The organism is Corallococcus sp. BB11-1, assembly GCF_026626625.1.
Classification (GTDB): Bacteria; Myxococcota; Myxococcia; order Myxococcales; family Myxococcaceae; genus Corallococcus; species Corallococcus soli.
Genome location: NZ_JAPNJY010000025.1, coordinates 43,241 through 62,854, shown reverse-complemented (window position 1 = coordinate 62,854; position 19,614 = coordinate 43,241). Strand labels below are relative to the sequence as shown.

The following is a 19,614-nucleotide window of genomic DNA, read 5'->3' as shown; positions in this document are numbered from 1 at the left end:
GGCGGCTACGCCCTCTCGTCCAGGGGCAGCGCCACCACGAAGGCCGCGCCGCCGCCGGGGGCTTCCTCCACCCAGACACGGCCGCCGTGCTCTTCCAGGATCTGCCGCACGATGTAGAGCCCCAGCCCCAGGCCGCCCGTGCGCGAGGAGCCCTGGGCCTGGGCGAAGCGCTGGAAGATGCGCTCGCGCTCGGAGGCGGGCACTCCCGGGCCGCCGTCGCGCACCGTCAGCCGCAGCGCTCCGTCCTGCTGGCGCAGCGAGACGTGGACCGGCGTGCCCCGGCCGTAGCGCAGGGCATTGGCGATGAGGTTGCTCACCACCTGCTCCATGCGCAGCCGATCAAACCTGCACGGGGCCGGCCCCTGCACGCGGGCCTCCAGCTCCACCCCGGCCTGCTTCGCTTCCTCCGCGAAGCGCGCGGCCAGGTCTTCCACCACCGTCGCCAGGTCGCCGGACGTCAGCTCGAAGTCCAGCTTGCCGGTGCGGATGCGGCTGACGTCCAGCAGGTTGTCCAGCAGCGCGCCCAGCCGCTTCAGCTGCCGGTCCGAGGACTCCAGCCGCCCCGTCACCTTCGCGGACCCCAGGGGCTCGTTCGGGGACACCACCGCCATCCGGCGGATGAGGTCCAACTGGAGGCGCAGCGACGTGAGCGGCGTGCGCAGCTCGTGGCTGGCCAGCGACAGGAAGTCGTCGCGCGTGCGCACCGCTTCCTGCAGCGCCTGCTCCGTCTCCTTGAGCGCGGTGATGTCCAGGATGGCACCCCGCACGACCATCACCCGGCCGTTCGCGTCGCGGATGACACGCGCGCGGCTGATGAGCCAGTGCCACGAATCATCCGGCCAGTGCGTGCGGAACGTGGATGAATACGACAGCACGTCGTTGTGGAAGATGGATGACACCTGCGCTTCCACCGTCGGCCGGTCGTCCGGGTGCAGCGACGCCAGGAACTGCTCGTGCGTCCACTCCGCCAGGGGCTGCGGATATCCGTACAGCCGATCATGCCCCTCCGAGCGGAACACCTGCCCGGTGACGAGGTTCGTCTCCCAGACGGCCATCTGCGCGGACTCCAGGGCCACCTGGAAGCGCTCACCCAGTTGCCGGAAGCGCTCGTCGGTGCGCGCGGCCTCATTCTCCGCGCGCTGCCGGCGTGTGATGTCCGTGGCCAGCACCCAGGTCTCCCCACCCACGGGGCGCACCGACACCTCCAGCCACACCCCGGAGGGCAGCTCCGACAGGAACCGCGCCGGCTCCCGCGTGGTGAGCGCGTCAAGCAGCCGCTCGTGCAGGTGCGTCCCGGCCAGCGCCGGTTGCGCGGCCCACGGCGTCACCCCCTCGCAGTGACCGTACGGCAGCCCCAGGAGGGACGCGGCGCGGTGGTTCAACTCCTGGATGTTCCCCTGCGCGTCGAGCGCCAGGAACGCCTCGGCCATCATCTCCCGCAGCACCTGCAAGCGGGTCTGCGCGGACATGCTGGCCTCGTCGGCCGGGAGCGGAAGCTGGGTGGGATCCTTCAGGGTGCCCGTGCCCGGCGCGGACGGTGCGTCCGCGGAGGCTGGGCGGGCGGGTTCGAACGGACTGCCGGGCAGGGGACTCATCAGGACGTACACGCTCCCGCACGCGCCCCGCGCCAGTCAAGCAAGCGAGGGCGGTTCCAGGGCCGGCTGTCAGCCCAGCGGATCCATCAGGGGTTCCGGCATGACCCACAGTTCCGTGGGACGCAGATAGGCCGCGTCGAACGCGAAGAGGATGCCGTTCCAGCGATCCCAGAAGTCCGCCCAGCTGTACTCGGACGGAGGGGAGGTGAGCGGGTTGCCGTCCCGGTCCGGCTGGGCGTAGGCGTAGTCCGCGTACGTCCAGCGCACCGTGCCGAAGTCCGTCATCAGCAGCGGCGTCAGCGCCTGGAGGACCGCCGCGCGGGACACCTCGTCCGTGGGCGAGCCCGCGGGCGTGAAGACGGGCTGGGCCTGATCCAGCTGCTCGCGCCAGGCGACGTAGTTGTTGCCCATGGCGATGAGCGCGTCGCGCCGCGCGGGCGTGGGCGCGATCCGGGCCTCCTCGTAGAGGGCGAAGGCGGCCACCAGCAGGCTCTTCCACTGCATGCCCGGGAAGAGCAGGTCCATGCGCCGGGGGCGCGGGCTGTCCTCCGCGTGCAGCAGGGCGTAGTCGTACGCCTGCTGCGCCTGCGTGTTGACGGCGCCCACCAGGGTGAACTCCGTGAGCACCCGCGCGGGCGTGATGGGGCCCGTGGCCGCGCCGCGCCAGTCCAGGTACAGGCGCGCCGAACCGCCGACGTCGTGGAAGATGGCGAGGTTGCCCTCGTGCAGCGTGCGCTCCAGCGTGACGACGATGGCCTCCGTCTTGTCGAGCGGCGACAGGCCCGGCGCGCTCGCGTACAGCGCACCCAGGCGCGACGCGGTGGCGAGCAGGGTGCGCACGTCCCCGAGCGCGCCGACGTTGAGCGCGCTGGTCATCACGCTCAGCGCCGTGGCCGCGTCGACGGTGAGGCCCTGCGCGATGAGCTGGAGGGACAGATCCTGGAGCTGGAGCCGCAGCACGCCGCCGAGCCCCAGCCGGTCCAACGCGTTCGTCAGCGACAGCGACGGCTGGAGCCGCGCCGCGGCGATGAAGTTCCGCGCGAGCGCCGCGCTGTACATCCCCTTGCCGCCGGCCTGGGAGGCGTGCGGCGCGAAGGTGAACCAGTTCGGACGTGCGTTGCTGGTGCCACCGGGTTGCAGGCTGGGGTCGATGACGGCCCCCAGTTCGTACGCGATGTCGATGTAGCCCAGCGTGATGGTGCGGTTGTCCTCCAGGGGCGTGGGCGCGGGCTGCGCGCGGGCCGAAGCCGTGGTGAGGAGCAGGGCCGCACCCACGAGCGCGGGGAGCGCCCGGAGCGAAGGAGCAGCGGGACGAACGTCGTTGCGAGTGGGGATCGCCACGGAAGAGGTCCAGGGTGAGGGGGTGGGGGTGGCCGCCCAAGCTAGGCATTCACGCGTTGATTCCAACCCCCGGCCCCTGGCTTCGGGGCCATGCGGCGTTCGTTGGACGACGCTTCACTGCGGGCCCGTGTGGGCCACGCTCGCACTGATCTCCGGGCAGGGGGCAGGGAGGCAGCAGCGCGGACGTGACCCCGGTCGCCGTGCGGCTGGGGAGGCTCAGGTGCTCTTCGGCGGGGCGAAGTACGTGACGAAGCCCGTCACGTCCCGGTAGCCCATGCGCCGGTAGATGGGGGCGCCGGCGGGGGTGGCATGCAGCACCGTGCGCTCCAGGCCCCACGCCCGCTTCGCCTCCGAGTGGGCATGGCGCAGCACGGCTTCGGCGGAGCCCCGGCGGCGATGCTCGGCCAGCGTGGCCACGAGCGCGATGTAGATGACCCCGTCCACGCGCAGCGCCGCGGTGGTGGTGCCCGGTGCGCCGTCGTGGCAGCCGACGAAGGCACGGCACTCCGGTCCGTAGATGCCCGGTGCCGCCAGGGCCTCACGTCCGAGCACCTGCGGCATGTCGTAGCAGGCGGCATTCACGTCGGCGACGACGTTGTAGCCCCATGCGTCCCGCACCGGCCGGACGTCGAGCGTCGGTGGAGGGCGCACCGGCGCGAGCAGGCGGTCCGCCACCATGCCCGTCATGAACATGCCGGGCTTGAGTCCACGGGAGGCGAGCACCGCGTCCGCCTGGGGGCGCAGCGCGGGAGAGAGCCAGTCGGCCGTCAGCGTGAAGGCCCACCCATGCGGCCCCTGCTCGAAGTACCGCGCCGCCAGGTCCACGGCGCGCTCCAGGTCCGCCTCCGTCTCCGCGGGTTTCGACAGGAACGCCATGTTCATCAGCGACCACGACACGTGCCCCGCGGTGATGAACACCTCCGCCCGCTCCACCACCGTTCCCCCGGGCAGGCCCAGCGCGAACAGCCTCCAGGCGCCTCGGAACTGCGCGTGCGATTCGTCGATCTCGGCTCGGGACAAGGGCCACCTCGGGCGGGGGAAAGGGAAAAAGGATTCTCCGCATTCTCAGCGCCTTGCGTCTACGTGCGTGGGGGCAGGGGCCTTGCTAAAGCGAAAGCGGCACCGGGGGCCGTGAGGAGCGTGACGCGATGAATCCAATGGAAGGGCAGTCGTGGCAGACGACGTGTCGGGTCTGCGCAAGGCAGACGTGTCCCCGACCTGATGCGGTGGCCGCGTGGATGCGGACGATGTTGGATCGGGTGCACGGCACGCAGATGCGCGGCGCGGGCCGGCGGGGGCTGCGCGAGGCCCTGGCGATGGAGGGCGTGCTCATCACCACGCACCTGGAGGTGTGGTCGCGGGCGCTGGAGGGCGTGTGTCCGGACTGCATCGCGGAGGTCGCGCCGGAGACGGACGCGAAGCTCCAGGACCCGGAGGCGATGCATGAGGCGTCGCTCGCGCGCTGGCGCATGTCCGCGCCGGAGCTGGTGAGCGACGCGGTGGAGTCCGCGGTGGACGACGTGCTCGAAGCCGCGCGCGAGGCCGCCGCACGCCAGCCAAAGCCCTGAGCACGGCGGGGCAGGGCGCGGCGTCACGCCTCGATGTCGGAGGGGCCGGCGTGACGCTCGTGGAGCAAGGCGTCGGTCCCTACCTGGGCGCGCGCAGCATGGGCGCCCCTGACGGCGCGCCGTTGACGCCGCCATCCACGTAGAGGTCCTGCCCGTGCACGTACGACGCGTCGTCCGAGGCGAGGAACAGCACCGTCTTCGCGATCTCCTCCGGCTCGCCCATGCGGCCCAGCGGAATGGTGGACGAGATCGCCTTGTCCAGCTTCGCGTACGCCTCCGGGTTGGGGGCGTGTGCATCCCAGAGGGGCGTGCGCGTCGCGCCCGGGGACACGACGTTGACCCGGATGCCCAGCGGCGCGAACTCCGACGCCCACACGCTCGCCATCGCCTTCAGCGCGCCCTTGCTCGCCGCGTAGGCCGAGTACCCCGGCATGCCCAGCTCGCTGTGCACCGAGCTCGTGAGGATGACCGACGCGCCCGCCTTCAGGTGCGGGGCCGCCGCCTGCACCGTGAAGAAGACGCCGGTGACGTTGGTCCCGAGGATGGACGTGAACGCCTCGTGTGACGTCTTGCCCACGGGCGTCATCCCCGCGATGCCCGCGTTCGCGAACACGATGTCCAGGCCCCCGAAGCGCTCCACCGTCGCCGCCACCGCGCGTTCCAGCGCCGCCGGATCCGTGGCATCCGCCTGGACGGCCAGCACGTTCGCGCCCAGCTCCTTCGCCACCGCGTCCAGCGTCTCCCGGTTGCGCCCGGTGATGGCCACGCGCGCCCCCTCCGCCACGAACAGCCGCGCCGTCGCCAACCCGATGCCGCTGTTGCCGCCCGTGATCAGCGCCGTCTTTCCCTTGAGCCTCATCCGCGTGCCTCCGGCTTGATTGGTTTCATGATGAAACCAAGTGAGGGATGACTAAACGCGGTGGTTTCGTTATGCAACCAGAAGCACGCTCCCCTCTGGGGAATGGGGCCCGGCGGAGGCCCGGAAGGAGGCGAGGATGAAGCGGACGAGCATGGAGGGGGTGGCCTGCCCCGTGGCCCGGTCGCTGGACGTCATTGGCGACTGGTGGTCGATGCTCATCGTTCGCGACGCGCAGTTCGGGCTGCGCCGGTTCGGTGAGTTCCAGAAGAGCCTGGGCGTGGCGAAGAACATCCTGTCGCAGCGCCTTCGCCACCTGGTGGCGCACGGCATCCTGGAGGTCCAGCCCGCGTCGGACGGCAGCGCCTGGCAGGAGTACGTGCTGACGGCGAAGGGCCAACGCCTCTTCCCCATCCTGGTCGCCCTGGGCGAGTGGGGCCGGGAGAACTGCTTCCAGCAGGGCGAGGCGCGCACGGAGCTGCGCGACAAGGTGCACGGCCTGCCGTTGAAGCCGCTGGAGGTGCGTGCGGCGGACGGACGGCTGCTGACCTCCCAGGACACGCGGGCGGAGCGGGTGCCGCCCGAAGAACGCTAGCGCCATGCAGGGCCCGGGCTGGTTAGGGTGTGCCCATGACGCGCCCTGCATCGGAATCGTGGACGCTGCCCTGGATGGGGCTGGGACTGAGCAGCAACCTGAGCGCTTCGGACGTGCCGCATCCGTACCGGTTGCTGGACGCGGCCCCCGGGCTCTTCGACTTCGTGGAGTACAGCGCGCCCATCGCGTTGGAGGAGGCGAAGGCCCAGGCCACGCTCTTCCCGGAGATGTGGCGCCGGCGCGCGGACGTGCCCGTGCTCTTCCACCCGGTGCACCTGAACCTCTACGGTCCGGACCTGGAGCCCGCGTCCGCGCTCGCGCACCTGGACGCGCACGCGAAGGCCGTGGGCAGTCCGTGGGTGGGCAACGACGTCGGCTGGTGGCACGCGGGCGGCCAGCCCTTTCCGGGCTACCTGTACGTGACGCCGCCGTTCAACGAAGCGGGCGTGCGCGACTGCGCGGCGCACGCGCTCCACGTCCAGGCGGGCCTGAGCGTCCCGCTGGTGGTGGAGAACCCCGCGGTGCTCGCCACGCGAGGGGGGCTGCACGCGCTGGACTTCATGGCGAAGCTGCACGCGCGCACGGGCCTGCCGCTGCTCCTGGACCTGGGGCACCTCCTCAGCCACCAGCTCTCCGCGGGCCTGCCGCTGCGCGCGGGGCTGGACGGCTTCCCGCTGGAGCAGGTCGTGGAGATCCACATCGCGGGAGGCGTGGTGACGCGCCGGGGAACCCGGTCCTTCTACGTGGACGACCACACGCAGCCCGTGCGCGAGGAGCTGTTCGAACTGCTGGCCGACGTGCTCCCGCGCTGCTCCCGCCTGCGCGCCGTCACCTTCGAGGGGGACGGACACCCCCCGGAGGTGGCGCTCGCCTCGCTGCGCCGCCTGCGCGCCCTGGTGCCGAAGGAGGCCCGCCCGTCCGTGGCGCTGCCCGCGTCGCGCGAGCCCGTGCCCGCGCTCACCGGGGAGAGCCGTCCGTGGGCGCTGTTCGACGTGGGCCACGGCGTCACGCCGGCCTCGGAGGACGAGGATCCGGAGGGCTCGCGCGCGGACCGGGACTTCCGGCTCGCGGTGGTGGCGGAGCAGCTGGACAAGGACTGGCCCCTGACGCGCCTGCTGCTCGCGGGCACGCCGGAGGGGCTGGAGTCCTTCACCTGCTCGCGCGAATACCGGGCGTTGTTCGACGGGCTGGGCAGGTCGCTGTCGCATGCGTTCGCGTCCTGGGCCCGCAGGCGCGTGATGGCCTCCGCGTCGGATGGCGTGGCCGCCGCGCTGTCGCTGGAGATGATGCTGCCGCACGCCTTCCTCCAGGCGCCCCCGGCCCCGGCGCCCGGACAGGTGGCGCTGGCCGAGGACGTCCGCCTGGGCTCCTTCCCCGCCGACCTGACGGAGCTGGTGTTCGCCACACGCGCGTTGCGCCGGCACCTCACCGGCCGTGCGTGGGCTTGCGGGGCGCTGGAGGTGTCCGGCCTGGATGCCCTGACGCAGGTGGCGGCCCGGCCGGGTCCGGGACCGTGGCGCTTCGCCATCCGCCGCCGGGCGCAGGGCTTCGAGGTCGTGACGCTGCCGCCAGGGGTGGCGGACGGGCTGTGGGCGCTCGCGGACGGCCCGCTCCCGGTGGAAGCGCTGCCTCCGGGGTTGCTGGCGGAGGGGCAGGGGCGGGGGCTCTTGCGGAGGGCATAAGGGGCGCGGGATGTCAGGGGGTCAACGGATCCTTGCGCCCACCTGTCCGGTGGGATACTGCCCGCCGCATGTCGTCACCCCTCGTCGTTGGCATCGCGGGCGGCACCGCATCCGGTAAGACAACGGTGGCCCGCAAGGTGCGTGAGGCCCTCGCCGACTGCCGGGTCGCCTTCATTGATCAGGACTCGTACTACCGGGACCTGAAGGACATGTCCCTGGCGGACCGGCGGGAGGTGAACTTCGACCATCCCGACGCGTTCGACATCGAGCTGCTGGTCGACCACCTGCGCGCGCTGAAGCAGGGACAGGCCATCCAGAAGCCCGTCTACGACTTCGTCACGTCCGGCCGCCAGCCGCACACCCACCGCGTGGACCCCGGGGACATCATCCTCATCGAGGGCATCCTCGTGCTGCACATGAAGGAGGTGCGCGACGAGATGGACGTGAAGATCTACGTCGACGCGGACGACGACCTGCGCATCCTTCGCCGCCTCACGCGCGACATCAAGGACCGCGGCCGCGACTTCGACCATGTGGTGGGCCAGTACCTGCGCCACGTGCGCCCCATGCACATGGGCTTCGTGGAGCCGTCCAAGCACCACGCGGACATCATCATCCCGCACGGCGGCAACAACGACATCGCCATCGGGATGCTCGTGGGCGCGCTCCGGGCCCGGCTCGCCGCCCCCCACCTGACGCGTTAGCGCCAGCGCAGGAAGTCCTGCACCGGGCCACGCAGCCGGTGCGCGTCCGACAGCAGGGTGCCGTGATCTCCCGGCCCCTGCAGCTCCACGAACCGCGCCTGCACGCCTGCCGCCGTCAGCAGGTGGTACGTGTCGCGCACGCGGCCCATGGGCGCCAGCGCGTCCGTCGAACCCGTGAGCAGCAGCACCCGCGCGCGGATCTGCGAGAACGTGTCCGTCAGGTCGCAGCCCGCGTACGCCGAGCACAGCAGCGACCACGCCGTCGGGTCGAACGTGTCCGCGAACGACGCGGCCTCCGCCTCCAGCGCCGCCTGCGCCGCCGCGCTGTCCGGATACGCCGCGCCCAGGTGTTCACGTCCGTACAGCAGTCGCTGGTAGTCCATCCGCAGCCGCGACAGCGTCTTGTTGGGCGCGCGCTCGCGAAGCGGAGGGGTGTCCTCGTTATCGGGCGCCATGCGCAGCACCTGCGACGTGAGCCCCAGCTTCTCGCGCAGCCCCTCCGGCAGCGCGCGCGCCGCGCCCAGCACCACCACGCTGTCCACCAGCTCCGGGAACAGCGCCGCCAGCCGCAGCGCGACCAGCCCGCCCAGGCCCACGCCCACCAGCGCCCGCACGTGCGTCAGCTCCCGCGCCCGCAGCAGCGCGGACACCCCCCGCGCCATGTCCAGCACGGTGAGCGGAGGCAGGGCCTTGCCCCAGACGCTGCCGGAGTTGGGCTCCACCGTGATGGGCGACGTGGAGCCGAACGGGCTGCCCAGCAGGTTGGGCACGAGCACCGGCGTCACCTCCGGATCCAACGCCTTGCCGGGGCCGATCAGCTCATGGCCCCAGCCGGAGGGCTGATACGGAGCGTCCGTGCGGGGCTCCAGCGCCTGATGGGAATGAGACAGGTCGTGCAGCACCACCACCGCTTTGCCATCCGACGGTTTTCCGTAGGCCTGCCAGGCAATCTGGGGGTTCCCCAGCAGCTCACCTTCCTCCAGGGGAAGGGGCACGGTGAACGATTGGATTCCCCCGGCGTGGAGCACGATGATGCAGGCTCATATCATTGCCTGCCCGAACGCACAGGAGCCTGACGCGTGAAGCGCTACTTCGGATTCATTGTTCTCATCGCCTTGGTGATCCTCGCCGCGGTGACGAGCTACCGCACTTCCGCCGCACGGACGAAGGAGGCGGAGCGGGAGGCCGACTTCCGCCGCGTCCAGACCGTCTACCTGGAGCGCGTGGGCTGGATGCGCACCAACCCCGATGAGGCCTCGTACCGGGACGAGCTGAAGCCCTTCTTCAAGACGTACTTCGAGGACGTCGACGCGCACTTGACGCGCTTCGAGGGCAACACGAAGTTCGACAGCTACCTCCAGGAGCTGGAGAAGCGGGAGTCGTCCGCGGGGGAGAAGAAGGACGCGCGCGGGGGTGATCGCAAGGCGTTCTACGAGTACGCGCGCAAGCAGTTCGACAGCCTGCGTGAAGGCCGCTACCGCCCGGTGTGGACGGCCAGCGACAAGGGCATGCGCCTGGACATGGTGAGCTCCGACGTCGTGATGGTGATGGGCAAGCCGCAGGTGCGCCTGCAGATGGCGCTCTGGGGCGCGCAGCGCGTGGAGAAGGAGGAGGGCAAGGTGAAGAAGATGGTCACCAGCGCTTCGTTCGACACCGTGTGGAAGCTCACCGACGCGAAGGGCAAGCTGCTGGGGGAGATGCGCGGCGCGGATCCGTCGATGAAGATCGACTACCCGGAGCGCCTCATCGCCGAGTTCCCCCCGCAGATGGTGCTGGGCCACTACGACCTGGACCTCATGCCCGCGGACGTGGCGAAGCTGGAGATGACCATCAACGTCGCGTCGCACGCGGCGTCCGGTGGCAACGCCAACGCCACCTACGTGTGGAAGCTGGACGTGCCGTCCGAGTGGAAGCTGGGCGCCAATGAGACGTGGGAAGGCGCCACGCAGGAGGAGCGGCCGGAGGAGGAGATCGACCCGGCCAAGGCCTCCGCCAAGAAGGGCGAGTAGCCCTTCGTCGTCCGATGTCGCCCGGTGTCGGGCGATGAGCCCTTCGCCGTCGTCACCCGACGACGGCGAAGTGGGACCCCAGCCGGTACGCGGACAGCGTGCCGGCGTCGTCCAGGAAGTAGAGGTTGAGGCGCACGTCGGCCTGGAGCGCGACCAGCCCCACCCCCGCGCGCACCTCCGCGAGCACCTGTCCGCCGCGAGGATCCACCGCGCGCACCACCTCGCCCGCCACCAGCGTCACGTCCCGCGCGGTGCGCGCCGGCAGCGCCGCGATGAGCGGCTCCCCCGCGGCCCCCACGCGCCAGTCCACCTGTCCGGACACGGACACGCGGGCGGCGGCCCCGGACGCGCTCGTCACCACCACCGCGCGCGGCAGCGGCGCCAGCGCGTAGGGCCCCGGGCCCAGGTGCAGCGCGCGCTCCCACACCTTGCGCCCGCGCGAGTCCAGGCACACCAGCAGCCCGTCCTCGTCACGCATGCCCGCGAGGAACACCCGCGCGCCCATGGGCAGCGGCGTGGAGGGCAGGGTGAGATCCGGCTCGTGCGTCCACAGCGCCTCGCCGGTGTGCGCGTCCGACAGCAGCATCGCCCAGTGCGAGCCGCGCCCCAGGATGGCCAGGAACCGCTTGCCCCACGCCACCGGAGGCCCGTGGAAGGGCATGGGCGAGCGCAGCCGGTAGCGCACCTGCCCGTCCTCCAGGTCCAGCCCGTAGAGGTAGCCCGAGTCCGTGGACAGCAGCGCCCGGTGGCCCTGCGTGGCCAGCCACCCGCGCTGCGTGCGGGGCGGGGCCAGGCGCCACACCTCGCGGCCCGTGGCCTCCGCGAAGGCCACCGCGGTGCGGTCCTCCGACAGCGTGAGCAGCAGTCCGTCCTGGCGCAGCAGCAGGGGCCCCAGCGGGATGCCGTCGTGGTCATGCAGCCAGCGCGCGCCCGCGCCCCGGCCGGTGAAGCCGAACACGCGCGCCCCATCCGCCGCCACCGCGTGGCCATCCGCGGACGCCGCCACGCCCAGCGACGCGGACCTGCGCCACAGCTCCGCGCCGTCCTTGCGCGAGAACGCGCACGCCAGCCCCGGCGCGCAGTACACCGGCCCGTGCCGGCCCACGAGCAGCCGCGCCTCCTCCGGCTCCTCCAGCCCGCGCTGCTCCCACTGCTTCTCGAAGCGCAGGCGCCGCAGCCGCCCCGGGACCTTCAGCGGCCGGGACTCTCCGCGCGCGGGCGGACTCTTGCGCTCGCGCGCCTCGCCCTCCGCTTCAGGCGGCTTCCGCGCGCCGCGCAGGTGCGACAGGCCCTCGCGGCAGCGCTCCGTCAGCTCCACCAGGTACGGGTTGGAGACCTGGACCCGGTGGGCCTCCGCGAAGGCCAGCCCCAGCGCCTCGCCCAACTGGAAGAGCGCGGACAGGAGCGCGCCGGGCTCCAGGGGAAAATAGGCGCCGGTGGGACCCAGCTTCGCCCGCTGCCCCTTGAGGTCCAGCGTCAGCGCGGGGCGCACGCCGGCGGGCTCGAACTCGAAGCGCGCCTCGCCCAGCTCCACGGCCCGCGCCAGCTCCACCGCCTGTCGGGACAGCTCCAGCACGGTGAGGAACGGCGGCCCCTGGGCGCGCCACGCCTGCGGCCGCCCGGGCAGCGCGAGCCAGACCTCACCCGCGCCCAGCAACGGCGCCAGCGCCCCGGACGGGCCCTTCGCGGGGCCCTCGCGGGCGGCGGGGGACACGTCCTTGAGCTCGAAGCCGAAGCCCGGCACGGACACCGGGTCGATGCGCAGCGGGGTGGGGGGAAGCGGCGGGTCCTCCTGATGGGGGGCGGGCTTTCCCAGGCCCTTGAGCGCTTCGCCCAGCTTCCGGGCGACCTGGGGGGACAGGGCCTTGGGGGCCACCTTCGCCACGTCCTGGAGGAAGCGCTGGCCGCTCTGGCGGGTCGCCTTCGTCAATTCCTCCGTGTCAACCTTAATAGGCGGGCGCAGCAGATGGGCCGGTCGGGCCAGGCTGGCGACAGAAAGTTCGACGTCCGGTCCGACGCGCCGGAGCACCAGCTCCAGGTGGGCCTCCGTCAACGAAACCTGGGCCATCCGGCGCGCGCCGACGTGCAGCGCCGCCACGGCCTCCACCAGAGCGGGAATGACCTCCGCCAGGGGCTCCTCCACGGCCCCGGACAACAGGTTCACTCCGTCCAGTTCCAGCGCGATGGAATCGAGCGGGGAGGCTGACGGTTCGCGCTTCCAACGCTGTCCGATGCGTATCCGGGTCATTTACGTTCGTTGACAAGCCAGTTTAGCGGTGGCTAGCATCCGCCGCCCATACGGACCTACATTTTTGTAACCGTTCGGAATTCTTGGGGATTACTCGATGACATTTTACGAGGCCGCGCTCCGAGTGCTGGAGAGCGAAGGTCGCCCCCTGCATTTCCTTGAGATCACGGAGAAGTCCATCCAGCAGAGCCTGCTGTCCCACATCGGCAAGACACCGGAAGTGACGATGCTGTCGCGCCTGGCTGCCATGGCGCGGCGGACGCGGGATCGCAAGGTGATTGTCACGGCGAAGGATACCTTCGCGCTGACGGACTGGTCACTCTCCGAGGATGCCGAGGCACTTGCACAGACGGGCGTGATGGAGCCGCATCCGGAGGAGGAGCTTCCTCCCCTGCGGCCGGTGGAGCGCCACCCGGAGCCGCGCACGGACAACGTGCGCGCGTCGGGACGTGGCACGGAGCGCAAGCGCCGCCGCGACGAGGGCGACGAGGAGCGGGGCCGCAGGAAGCGCTTCCCGCCGCTGCCAGAGGTGGTGTTCGAGATCCTCAGCGAGGCGGACGTCGGCCTGCGCACGGATCAGCTCATCGAGCGCGCCCGGTCCAAGGAGCTGTGCGCCGAGGAGACGACGGTGGAGGCGGTGCTCACCGCCCTGCTGGAGGACAACCAGCGCCGCATCGACGCGGGCCGCCGGCCCCAGTACGCCTTCAACCAGGAGACCGGGGAGGTGTCGCTGGAGCGCGCGGGTGCGCCGAGCGAGGCGCCGCCCCTGGAGCTCCAGGCGGCGTTCGCGCAGGCCCTGGGCATCCCGCTGGAGGGTGGCCGCCCGGTGCTGGGCAAGCCCGCCGCGGGCGCCGAGCCCCTGGTGGACGAGGCCCTCATCACCACCGCGCGCACGGCCCTCAAGGACGCGCGTCGGGCGGTGGCGCGCGGGCTGCGCAAGCGCCTGGGCGACGCGGACGTGGGCACCTTCGAGAAGTCCGTGGTGAAGATGATGCACGGGCTGGGCTTCCGCGAGCTGAAGGTCGCGAAGCGCTCCAAGGAAGGCCCCCTGCTCACCGCGCGCAAGCGCGAGGGCAGCGTGGAGCTGCGCTACGCGGTGCGCATGCTCAAGGGCACCCCGGGCGTGGACCGCAAGACGGTGCAGGAGCTGCGGCGCGACCTGGGCCACTACTCCGCGCAGGTCGGTCTGCTGGTGAGCGCGGGCGAGGTGCGCGGCGACGCGCGCTCCGAGGCGCAGGCCACCGGCTCGCTGGTGATGCTGTGGTGCGGTGACGCGCTGGGTGAGAAGTTCCTGGAGGCCAAGACGGCCGTCAACGTCACCCAGGTGGAGCTGTACGACATCGACGAGCGCTTCTTCGAGGCCGCCAAGCTGGACGCCGAGGAGGCCCAGCGCCGCCGCGAGGAGCGCAAGAGCGAGAAGCAGGCCCGCGAGGAGGGTGGCGAGGTGGAGGCCACCGCTCCCGCCGCGGACCGGCCGGAGCGCGAGGAGCGTCCGGAGCGGGGCGACCGTCAGGAGCGCTCCGAGCGCCGCCGCGACCGCCAGCGCGCGCGCAACGAAGCCCGCGACGCGGCCGCCGCACAGGCCGGGACCGAAGCCGCGGAGCCCAAGGCCGCACCGGTGGCCGCCGCGCCGCCGGCCGCCGCCGCCGGGTTCACGCCCACGTCGTCGGAAGAGGATGACTCCGACGAGGGGGATGACGACGGCGAGGACGACGACCTGGAGGCCGCCAGCGCCTTCGTGGGAGGAGCCAAGGAGGGCGCCGAGGGTGGCGCTTCCGCCGAGGCCTCCGCGTCCGAGCGCAAGCGCCGCCGCCGTCGCCGCCGGGGTCGTCGCGGCCGTGGCACGCGCGGAGCGGAGGGCGCGCTCCCGGGTGAGCCCGGCGCTCCCGCGACGGGTGATGCGGTCGCCGCCTCGGGTGAGATCGCCGCGCCCTCCGCGGGTGGAGCGGTCGCGGGCGAGGGGCTGGTCGCGCTCGCGGGCGAGTCCCTGCCCGCCGTCGCCGAAGCGGCCCCTGCCTCCCTCCACGGGGAAGCAGCCGTCACCGCGCCGAGCGAAGGCAACGCATGGCACGCGGGCGAAGCCGTGACCGCTCCGGCGGAGCCGACGCCCGAGTCCGCCGATGCCGCGCGGGCCCGTGCTGAAGCCGAGCAGGCCGCGTCCGACGCCGTGACGCCGGGCGCGAGCCCCGCGTTGTCGCCCGAGCAGGAGGCGTCCGCGACGCCCACCGCCGAGCCGGCTTCGCCTCCGAGCGAGCCCACGGAGATCCGCGAGGCCCGCGAGGTGCACGAGGCGCCGGTCGCCTCCGAGCCGGAGACTCCGCCCGAGGGCAAGGAGGGCTGAAACGCCCTCACGGAATCGGGTGCGATGGACGCGGGAGTGTTAGCGTAAGGGGGCCATGAAGCCGGCCCTGCTGCTCACCTCCTGCGTGCTGTTACTCGGGGCCTGCCGCTCGCAGGCCCCGCGCCATCCGGTGGCGCCGGTGGAGCTGTCCGGGGACACCATGCGGGACAACGCCCTGCTGGGCTTCGGCCCGGACGGGGTGCGGGAGCTGCTCTCCGAGGCGCTGGAGTCCTCCGGCCGCTTCGAGCTGGTGTCGGAGGAGGGGCCCAAGAAGGCCCGCCCCTGGCGCATGTCGCTGGAGCTGCCCTTCACCCGCGAGGTGCTGAAGGACGGCAACCCCCACAGCTTCGCGGAGGTGGGCGCCAACCTGTCCCTGGAGCGCTTCGGCGGCCCCGTGCCCCAGCGCTACGAGGTGGTGGGCCTGGGTGAGGCGCCCGTGCAGGAGGACTCGGAGGAGGGCCGCCGGACCGCCATGCGCACCGCGCTGGAGAGCGTGCTGCGTCAGGTGACGGAGTCGGCGCTGTTGCAGCTCTCCGCGCTGGAGCGCACGGACGAAGCGCTGGTGACGGACCTGCGCGCCACCGACACGCGCATCCGCGAGTTCGCCCTGCGCACGCTGGCCGACCGCAAGCACCCGGCCGCCGCGCCCCTGCTGATTGAACGCCTGAAGGACACCGGCGACGCGGCCGCGGTGCGCCGCACCATTGGCGCGCTGGCGGAGATGAAGGCGAAGAGCGCGGTGCCGGCCCTCATCGACCTGGCGCGCGGCCGCGACTCCGGCTTCCTCCAGGAGATCGTCTTCGCGGTGGGGGAGATTGGCGGCCCCGAAGCGGAGGCCTACCTGTACACGGTGGCCCAGGGCCACGACACGCCGTCGGTGCAGGCCGCCGCGAAGCAGGCGCTCGACACGCTCTACGCATCACGCAACCACGCAACGGTGGAGGCGCGTGGCCAGGGCCACGCGGACCCTTGAGTATGAGGCAATCGCTGTCGACGGTGGGGGGCATCGCCCTCCTGGTCACCACGCTCGTGGGCTCCGGATGCGCGAAGCGCGTCGAGTCGGACGCCCGCCCCGCACCCGAATCCATCGCCGAGTACTACCCCCTGGCGGTGGGCAACCAGTGGACGTACCGGCTGGACAAGCGGGACGACAAGCCCGTCACCGTGGAGATCGTCAAGGAGCAGGACGGGTACTTCCTGGACAACCAGGGCGGCCAGCTGATGGTGGACGCCTTCGGCCTGCGCGACCCCAAGCGCTACCTGCTGCGAGGCCCGCTGGAGGCCGGACGCGGGTGGAACAACGTGGTCTCCGTGTCGTCCACGGAGCGCTACCAGCTGGTGCAGGTGGGCTTCGCGTGCCAGGTCCCCGCGGGCTCGTTCCCCAACTGCGTCAGCGTGGAGGGCCGCAACCGGGTGGACGCGAAGACGACGCTCGTCAACACGATGACCTTCGCCGCGGGCGTGGGGCTCGTGCGCGTGGACGTGGCCACGGAGCAGGAGGGCAAGCGCGTGCCGCAGACGGAGCTGGAGCTGGTGTCCTTCAAGGTCGGAGCCGCCGGCGCCGCCGCGACCCCGCCGCCCGCCGCGAACTGAAGCGCCCCGCATGGCCGTGGAGACGACGAACGAGCTGTCGCAGGACGCGCGCATCCTGGGCTTCCTCGCCGAGGGCGGGGAGGGCTTCATCTCCGGGGAGGCCCTGTCGAACCGGCTGGGCCTGTCGCGCACCGCGGTGTGGAAGCACGTGGAGTCCCTGCGGCTGAAGGGCTACCGCATCGACGCGGTGCCCGCGAAGGGCTACCGGCTGGTGGGCCGGCCGGACCGGCTCTCCGCGCTGGAGGTACACCCGCTGCTCGCCACCCGCGCCATGGGCCGCGTGCTGCACCACCACGACAGCATCGGCTCCACCAACGCGACGGCCTTCCGGCTGGCCCAGGACGGCGCGCCGCATGGCACCGTGGTGGTGGCCGAACAGCAGACGGCGGGCAAGGGGCGCCGGGGCCGCGCGTGGGTGTCCCCGCCCGGCCTCAACCTGTACTTCTCCGCCATCCTCCGCCCGGAGCTGTCCCCGCAGCGGGCGCCGGAGCTCACGCTGGTGGCCGCCGTGGCGCTGGCGGAGGCCCTGCGTGAGTCCGGCGCCGACGCGGCCATCAAGTGGCCCAACGACGTCCAGCTGGGGGGCCTCAAGGTGGCGGGCATCCTCACGGAGCTGTCCGCCGAACCGGAGCGCGTGCACTTCGTCATCGTGGGCGTGGGCGTCAACCTCAACGCGGGCCCGGAGCACTTCCCGGAGGAGCTGCGGGACACCGCCACGTCGGTGGCCCAGGCCCTGGGGCGGCCGGTGGCCCGGGCGGCCTTCACGGCGGCCCTGTGGACGCGGCTGGAGGCCTGGCTGGACACGTACCTGGCCACCGGCTTCGACGCGGTGCGCACCCGCTGGAAGGCCCTGTCGAGCACCCTGGGGCAGCAGGTCCGGGTGCGCACGGACCGGGGGGACTGGGAGGGGTTCGCGGAGGACATCGACCCCACGGGCGCGCTGATGGTGCGCACGGCGGAGGGCCGCGTGGAGCGGGTGCTCGCGGGCGACGTCGAACAGGTGCGTCCCCGGGCCGCATCGCGCCCTCAAGGACGCGGCTGACCGCCGGCCTTCGCGGTAGACTGGCGCGCGTGATGCTCCTGGCCATCGACGTCGGCAACACCAACACCGTCCTCGGCGTGTACGAGGGCCGACGGCTGCTGGACCACTGGCGCCTGGAGACGAGCGCGCGGCGCAGCGCGGACGAGTACGGCATCCTCGTGCGCCAGCTCTTCACCTGGAGCGGCATCGACGCCGCGGGGGTGAAGGCCGTGGCCGTCTCCAGCGTGGTGCCGCCGCTCCAGTACATCCTGGAGAAGATGAGCGAGCGCTACTTCAAGACGCGCCCCATGTTCGTCGGCCCGGGGGTGAAGACGGGCATGCCCATCCTCTACGACAACCCCCGCGAGGTGGGCGCGGACCGCATCGTCAACGCGGTGGCCGCCTTCGAGAAGCACCACAAGGGCCTCATCGTGGTGGACTTCGGCACCGCGACGACGCTGGACGCGGTGACGCCCCGGGGGGAATACCTGGGCGGCGCCATCTGCCCCGGCATCAACATCTCCATGGAGGCCCTGTTCCAGAACGCCTCCAAGCTGCCGCGCGTGGAGTTCGCGCGGCCGCCGCACGTCGTGGGCCGCAACACCGTGCACTCCATGCAGTCCGGGTTCGTCTACGGCTACGTGAGCATGGTGGACGGCATGTGCGCGCGCATGGAGGCGGAGATGGGCTTCACCGCGAAAGTGGTGGCCACCGGGGGCCTGGCCCCGCTGGTGGCCAGCGAATCCAAGGCCATCCAGGAAGTGGATGAGTTCCTCACCCTGGAGGGGCTGCGCATCATCTACGGAAGGAATCACGCCTCATGAGCCTCGCTCCGGATCCCACCCTCCCGCCCCCGCCGCCGGGCTGCCCCTTCAACGCGGAGTTCCTTCCGCCCAACCTGCGCAAGCACGTGGACCCCAACGCGCCCGTGCCGCTGCGCATGATGGCCGCCAAGTCGCTCGTGCCCCTCAACCCGGCGGACATGCTGGGCGCGCTGTTCATGCTCACGTTCGACCCGGAAGCGACCGTGCGCGAGACGGCCGCCAAGACGTGCGCCACGCTGCCGGATCGCATCCTCGGCTCCGCGCTGCGCGACGAGGGCGTGCCGCCGCCCGTGCTGGGCTACTTCCTGGGCCTCTTGAAGGACAAGGAAGCCTACGCGGAGATGCTCGTCCTCAACTCGGAGACGCCGGATGACGCCGTCGCCGGCGTGGCCTCCACCTGCAGCCCGAAGGTGGCGGAGATCATCTCGCAGAACCAGTTGAGGCTGCTGCGCCACGAGGACATCGTCCGCAACCTGTGCCTCAACCCCGGTGCCCCGGCGTCGCTCGTGGACAGCATCTGCGACTTCGCGGTGCGCAGCGGGCTCATCCTGGCGGACGTGCCGGCGATGCAGGCCGCCCGCGTGCGCATCTACGGACCGCAGGCCGCCGCGGCGCCCCCGGATCCGGGCCCCACGGCGGAAGAGGTGCTGCAGGAGCTGGGCTCCTCGGGGGAGAAGGACGACGAGACGCCGATGGAAGAGGGCAAGCGCCAGACGCTCGCCCAGCGCATCATGAAGATGTCCATCGCGGAGAAGATCAAGCTGGCGACGCTGGGCAACAAGGAAGCGCGCACGTCGCTCATCCGCGACACCAACAAGCTCGTCTGCGTGGCCGTCATCCGCAGCCCCCGCATCACGGACGGCGAGGTGCTCTCGTGCGCCGCCAACCGCGCCATCAACGAGGACGTGCTGCGCGTCATCTACAACAACCGCGAGTGGACGAAGATGCAGAAGGTGAAGCTCGCGCTGGTGAAGAACCCCAAGGTGCCGCTCACCGTCACCATGAAGTTCCTCAACACGCTGCGCGACGCGGAGCTCAAGGACCTGGCGCGCGACAAGAACGTGCCCGCCGCCGTGCAGTCCTTCGCGAAGAAGCTGCATGAGAAGAAGACCGCCCCCAAGAAGGACGGCGGCGGTCACTGACGGCTGCGAGCAGGGGCCGGGCAGCAGGCCCGGCCTCGCTCCAGCAACCGCGTCAGGCCCGCCGGAAAGGGGGAGGGCGGTCGTCCCGCGCCATC

General features: G+C 71.9%; 17 protein-coding genes. 11 read left to right on the top strand and 6 right to left on the bottom strand.

What is annotated here, in order from left to right; translation table 11 throughout:
• Positions 1 to 5: 5 nt before the first annotated feature.
• The 3 genes from OV207_RS20220 to OV207_RS20210 form a co-directional block, all read right to left on the bottom strand.
• Positions 6 to 1,595, bottom strand: coding sequence for a sensor histidine kinase (locus OV207_RS20220; RefSeq protein ID WP_267556758.1), 1,590 nt, complete (start codon positions 1,593 to 1,595; stop codon positions 6 to 8).
• A 69-nt stretch (positions 1,596 to 1,664) separates the two neighbouring features.
• A complete protein-coding gene (locus tag OV207_RS20215; RefSeq protein ID WP_267556757.1) occupies positions 1,665 to 2,936 on the bottom strand; it encodes a hypothetical protein in 1,272 nt (423 codons plus the stop codon).
• Positions 2,937 to 3,152: 216 nt separating this feature from the next.
• Positions 3,153 to 3,956, bottom strand: coding sequence for a GNAT family N-acetyltransferase (locus tag OV207_RS20210; RefSeq protein WP_267556756.1), 804 nt, complete (start codon positions 3,954 to 3,956; stop codon positions 3,153 to 3,155).
• Positions 3,957 to 4,183: 227 nt separating this feature from the next.
• Between OV207_RS20210 and OV207_RS20205 the strand changes: the two genes are divergently transcribed.
• Positions 4,184 to 4,504 carry a hypothetical protein gene (locus tag OV207_RS20205; protein ID WP_193348605.1) on the top strand — a complete coding sequence of 107 codons (321 nt, stop codon included), beginning with the start codon at positions 4,184 to 4,186 and terminating at the stop codon, positions 4,502 to 4,504.
• A 79-nt stretch (positions 4,505 to 4,583) separates the two neighbouring features.
• On the opposite strand, the gene OV207_RS20200 is transcribed toward OV207_RS20205, so the two are convergent.
• On the bottom strand, positions 4,584 to 5,363 hold the full coding sequence (locus OV207_RS20200) for an SDR family NAD(P)-dependent oxidoreductase (RefSeq protein WP_193348606.1): 780 nt from the start codon (positions 5,361 to 5,363) through the stop codon (positions 4,584 to 4,586).
• Between the two features lie 136 nt (positions 5,364 to 5,499).
• Between OV207_RS20200 and OV207_RS20195 the strand changes: the two genes are divergently transcribed.
• From OV207_RS20195 to udk, 3 genes are all read left to right on the top strand, one after another.
• Entirely contained in the window at positions 5,500 to 5,955 is a 456-nt protein-coding gene (locus OV207_RS20195; RefSeq protein WP_193348607.1) for a winged helix-turn-helix transcriptional regulator, read from the top strand.
• Between the two features lie 35 nt (positions 5,956 to 5,990).
• Positions 5,991 to 7,637, top strand: a complete 1,647-nt coding sequence (locus tag OV207_RS20190; protein ID WP_267556754.1) for a DUF692 domain-containing protein — start codon at positions 5,991 to 5,993, stop codon at positions 7,635 to 7,637.
• A gap of 68 nt (positions 7,638 to 7,705) precedes the next feature.
• Positions 7,706 to 8,341: a uridine kinase gene (gene udk, locus OV207_RS20185; protein WP_193348609.1), complete on the top strand. Its 636-nt coding sequence runs from the start codon at positions 7,706 to 7,708 to the stop codon at positions 8,339 to 8,341.
• Here udk and OV207_RS20180 read toward each other — a convergent pair.
• Positions 8,338 to 9,336, bottom strand: coding sequence for an alpha/beta fold hydrolase (locus OV207_RS20180; protein ID WP_267556753.1), 999 nt, complete (start codon positions 9,334 to 9,336; stop codon positions 8,338 to 8,340). The two genes, udk and OV207_RS20180, sit on opposite strands and share 4 nt — an antisense overlap.
• Positions 9,337 to 9,420: 84 nt before the next feature.
• Between OV207_RS20180 and OV207_RS20175 the strand changes: the two genes are divergently transcribed.
• Complete coding sequence (locus tag OV207_RS20175; protein WP_267556752.1) at positions 9,421 to 10,350, top strand: hypothetical protein; 930 nt, start codon at positions 9,421 to 9,423, stop codon at positions 10,348 to 10,350.
• Positions 10,351 to 10,402: 52 nt separating this feature from the next.
• Here the strand turns inward: OV207_RS20175 and OV207_RS20170 are convergent, their stop codons facing one another.
• Entirely contained in the window at positions 10,403 to 12,598 is a 2,196-nt protein-coding gene (locus OV207_RS20170; protein ID WP_267556751.1) for a PQQ-binding-like beta-propeller repeat protein, read from the bottom strand.
• 97 nt (positions 12,599 to 12,695) lie between these two features.
• Between OV207_RS20170 and OV207_RS20165 the strand changes: the two genes are divergently transcribed.
• From OV207_RS20165 to OV207_RS20140, 6 genes are read left to right on the top strand one after another with little or no spacing between them, the layout of a single operon-like run.
• Complete coding sequence (locus OV207_RS20165; RefSeq protein WP_267556750.1) at positions 12,696 to 14,939, top strand: HTH domain-containing protein; 2,244 nt, start codon at positions 12,696 to 12,698, stop codon at positions 14,937 to 14,939.
• A gap of 55 nt (positions 14,940 to 14,994) precedes the next feature.
• A complete protein-coding gene (locus OV207_RS20160; protein ID WP_267556749.1) occupies positions 14,995 to 15,912 on the top strand; it encodes a HEAT repeat domain-containing protein in 918 nt (305 codons plus the stop codon).
• Between the two features lie 2 nt (positions 15,913 to 15,914).
• A complete protein-coding gene (locus tag OV207_RS20155; protein ID WP_193348615.1) occupies positions 15,915 to 16,532 on the top strand; it encodes a hypothetical protein in 618 nt (205 codons plus the stop codon).
• 10 nt (positions 16,533 to 16,542) lie between these two features.
• Positions 16,543 to 17,574 carry a biotin--[acetyl-CoA-carboxylase] ligase gene (locus OV207_RS20150; RefSeq protein WP_267556748.1) on the top strand — a complete coding sequence of 344 codons (1,032 nt, stop codon included), beginning with the start codon at positions 16,543 to 16,545 and terminating at the stop codon, positions 17,572 to 17,574.
• A gap of 32 nt (positions 17,575 to 17,606) precedes the next feature.
• Positions 17,607 to 18,377 (top strand): type III pantothenate kinase, encoded by a 771-nt coding sequence (locus tag OV207_RS20145; protein ID WP_193348974.1) that lies wholly within the window; start codon positions 17,607 to 17,609, stop codon positions 18,375 to 18,377.
• Positions 18,374 to 19,519, top strand: coding sequence for a hypothetical protein (locus OV207_RS20140; RefSeq protein WP_267556747.1), 1,146 nt, complete (start codon positions 18,374 to 18,376; stop codon positions 19,517 to 19,519). Before OV207_RS20145 ends, OV207_RS20140 begins: the two co-directional genes overlap by 4 nt.
• The last annotated feature ends 95 nt before the right edge of the window (positions 19,520 to 19,614 follow it).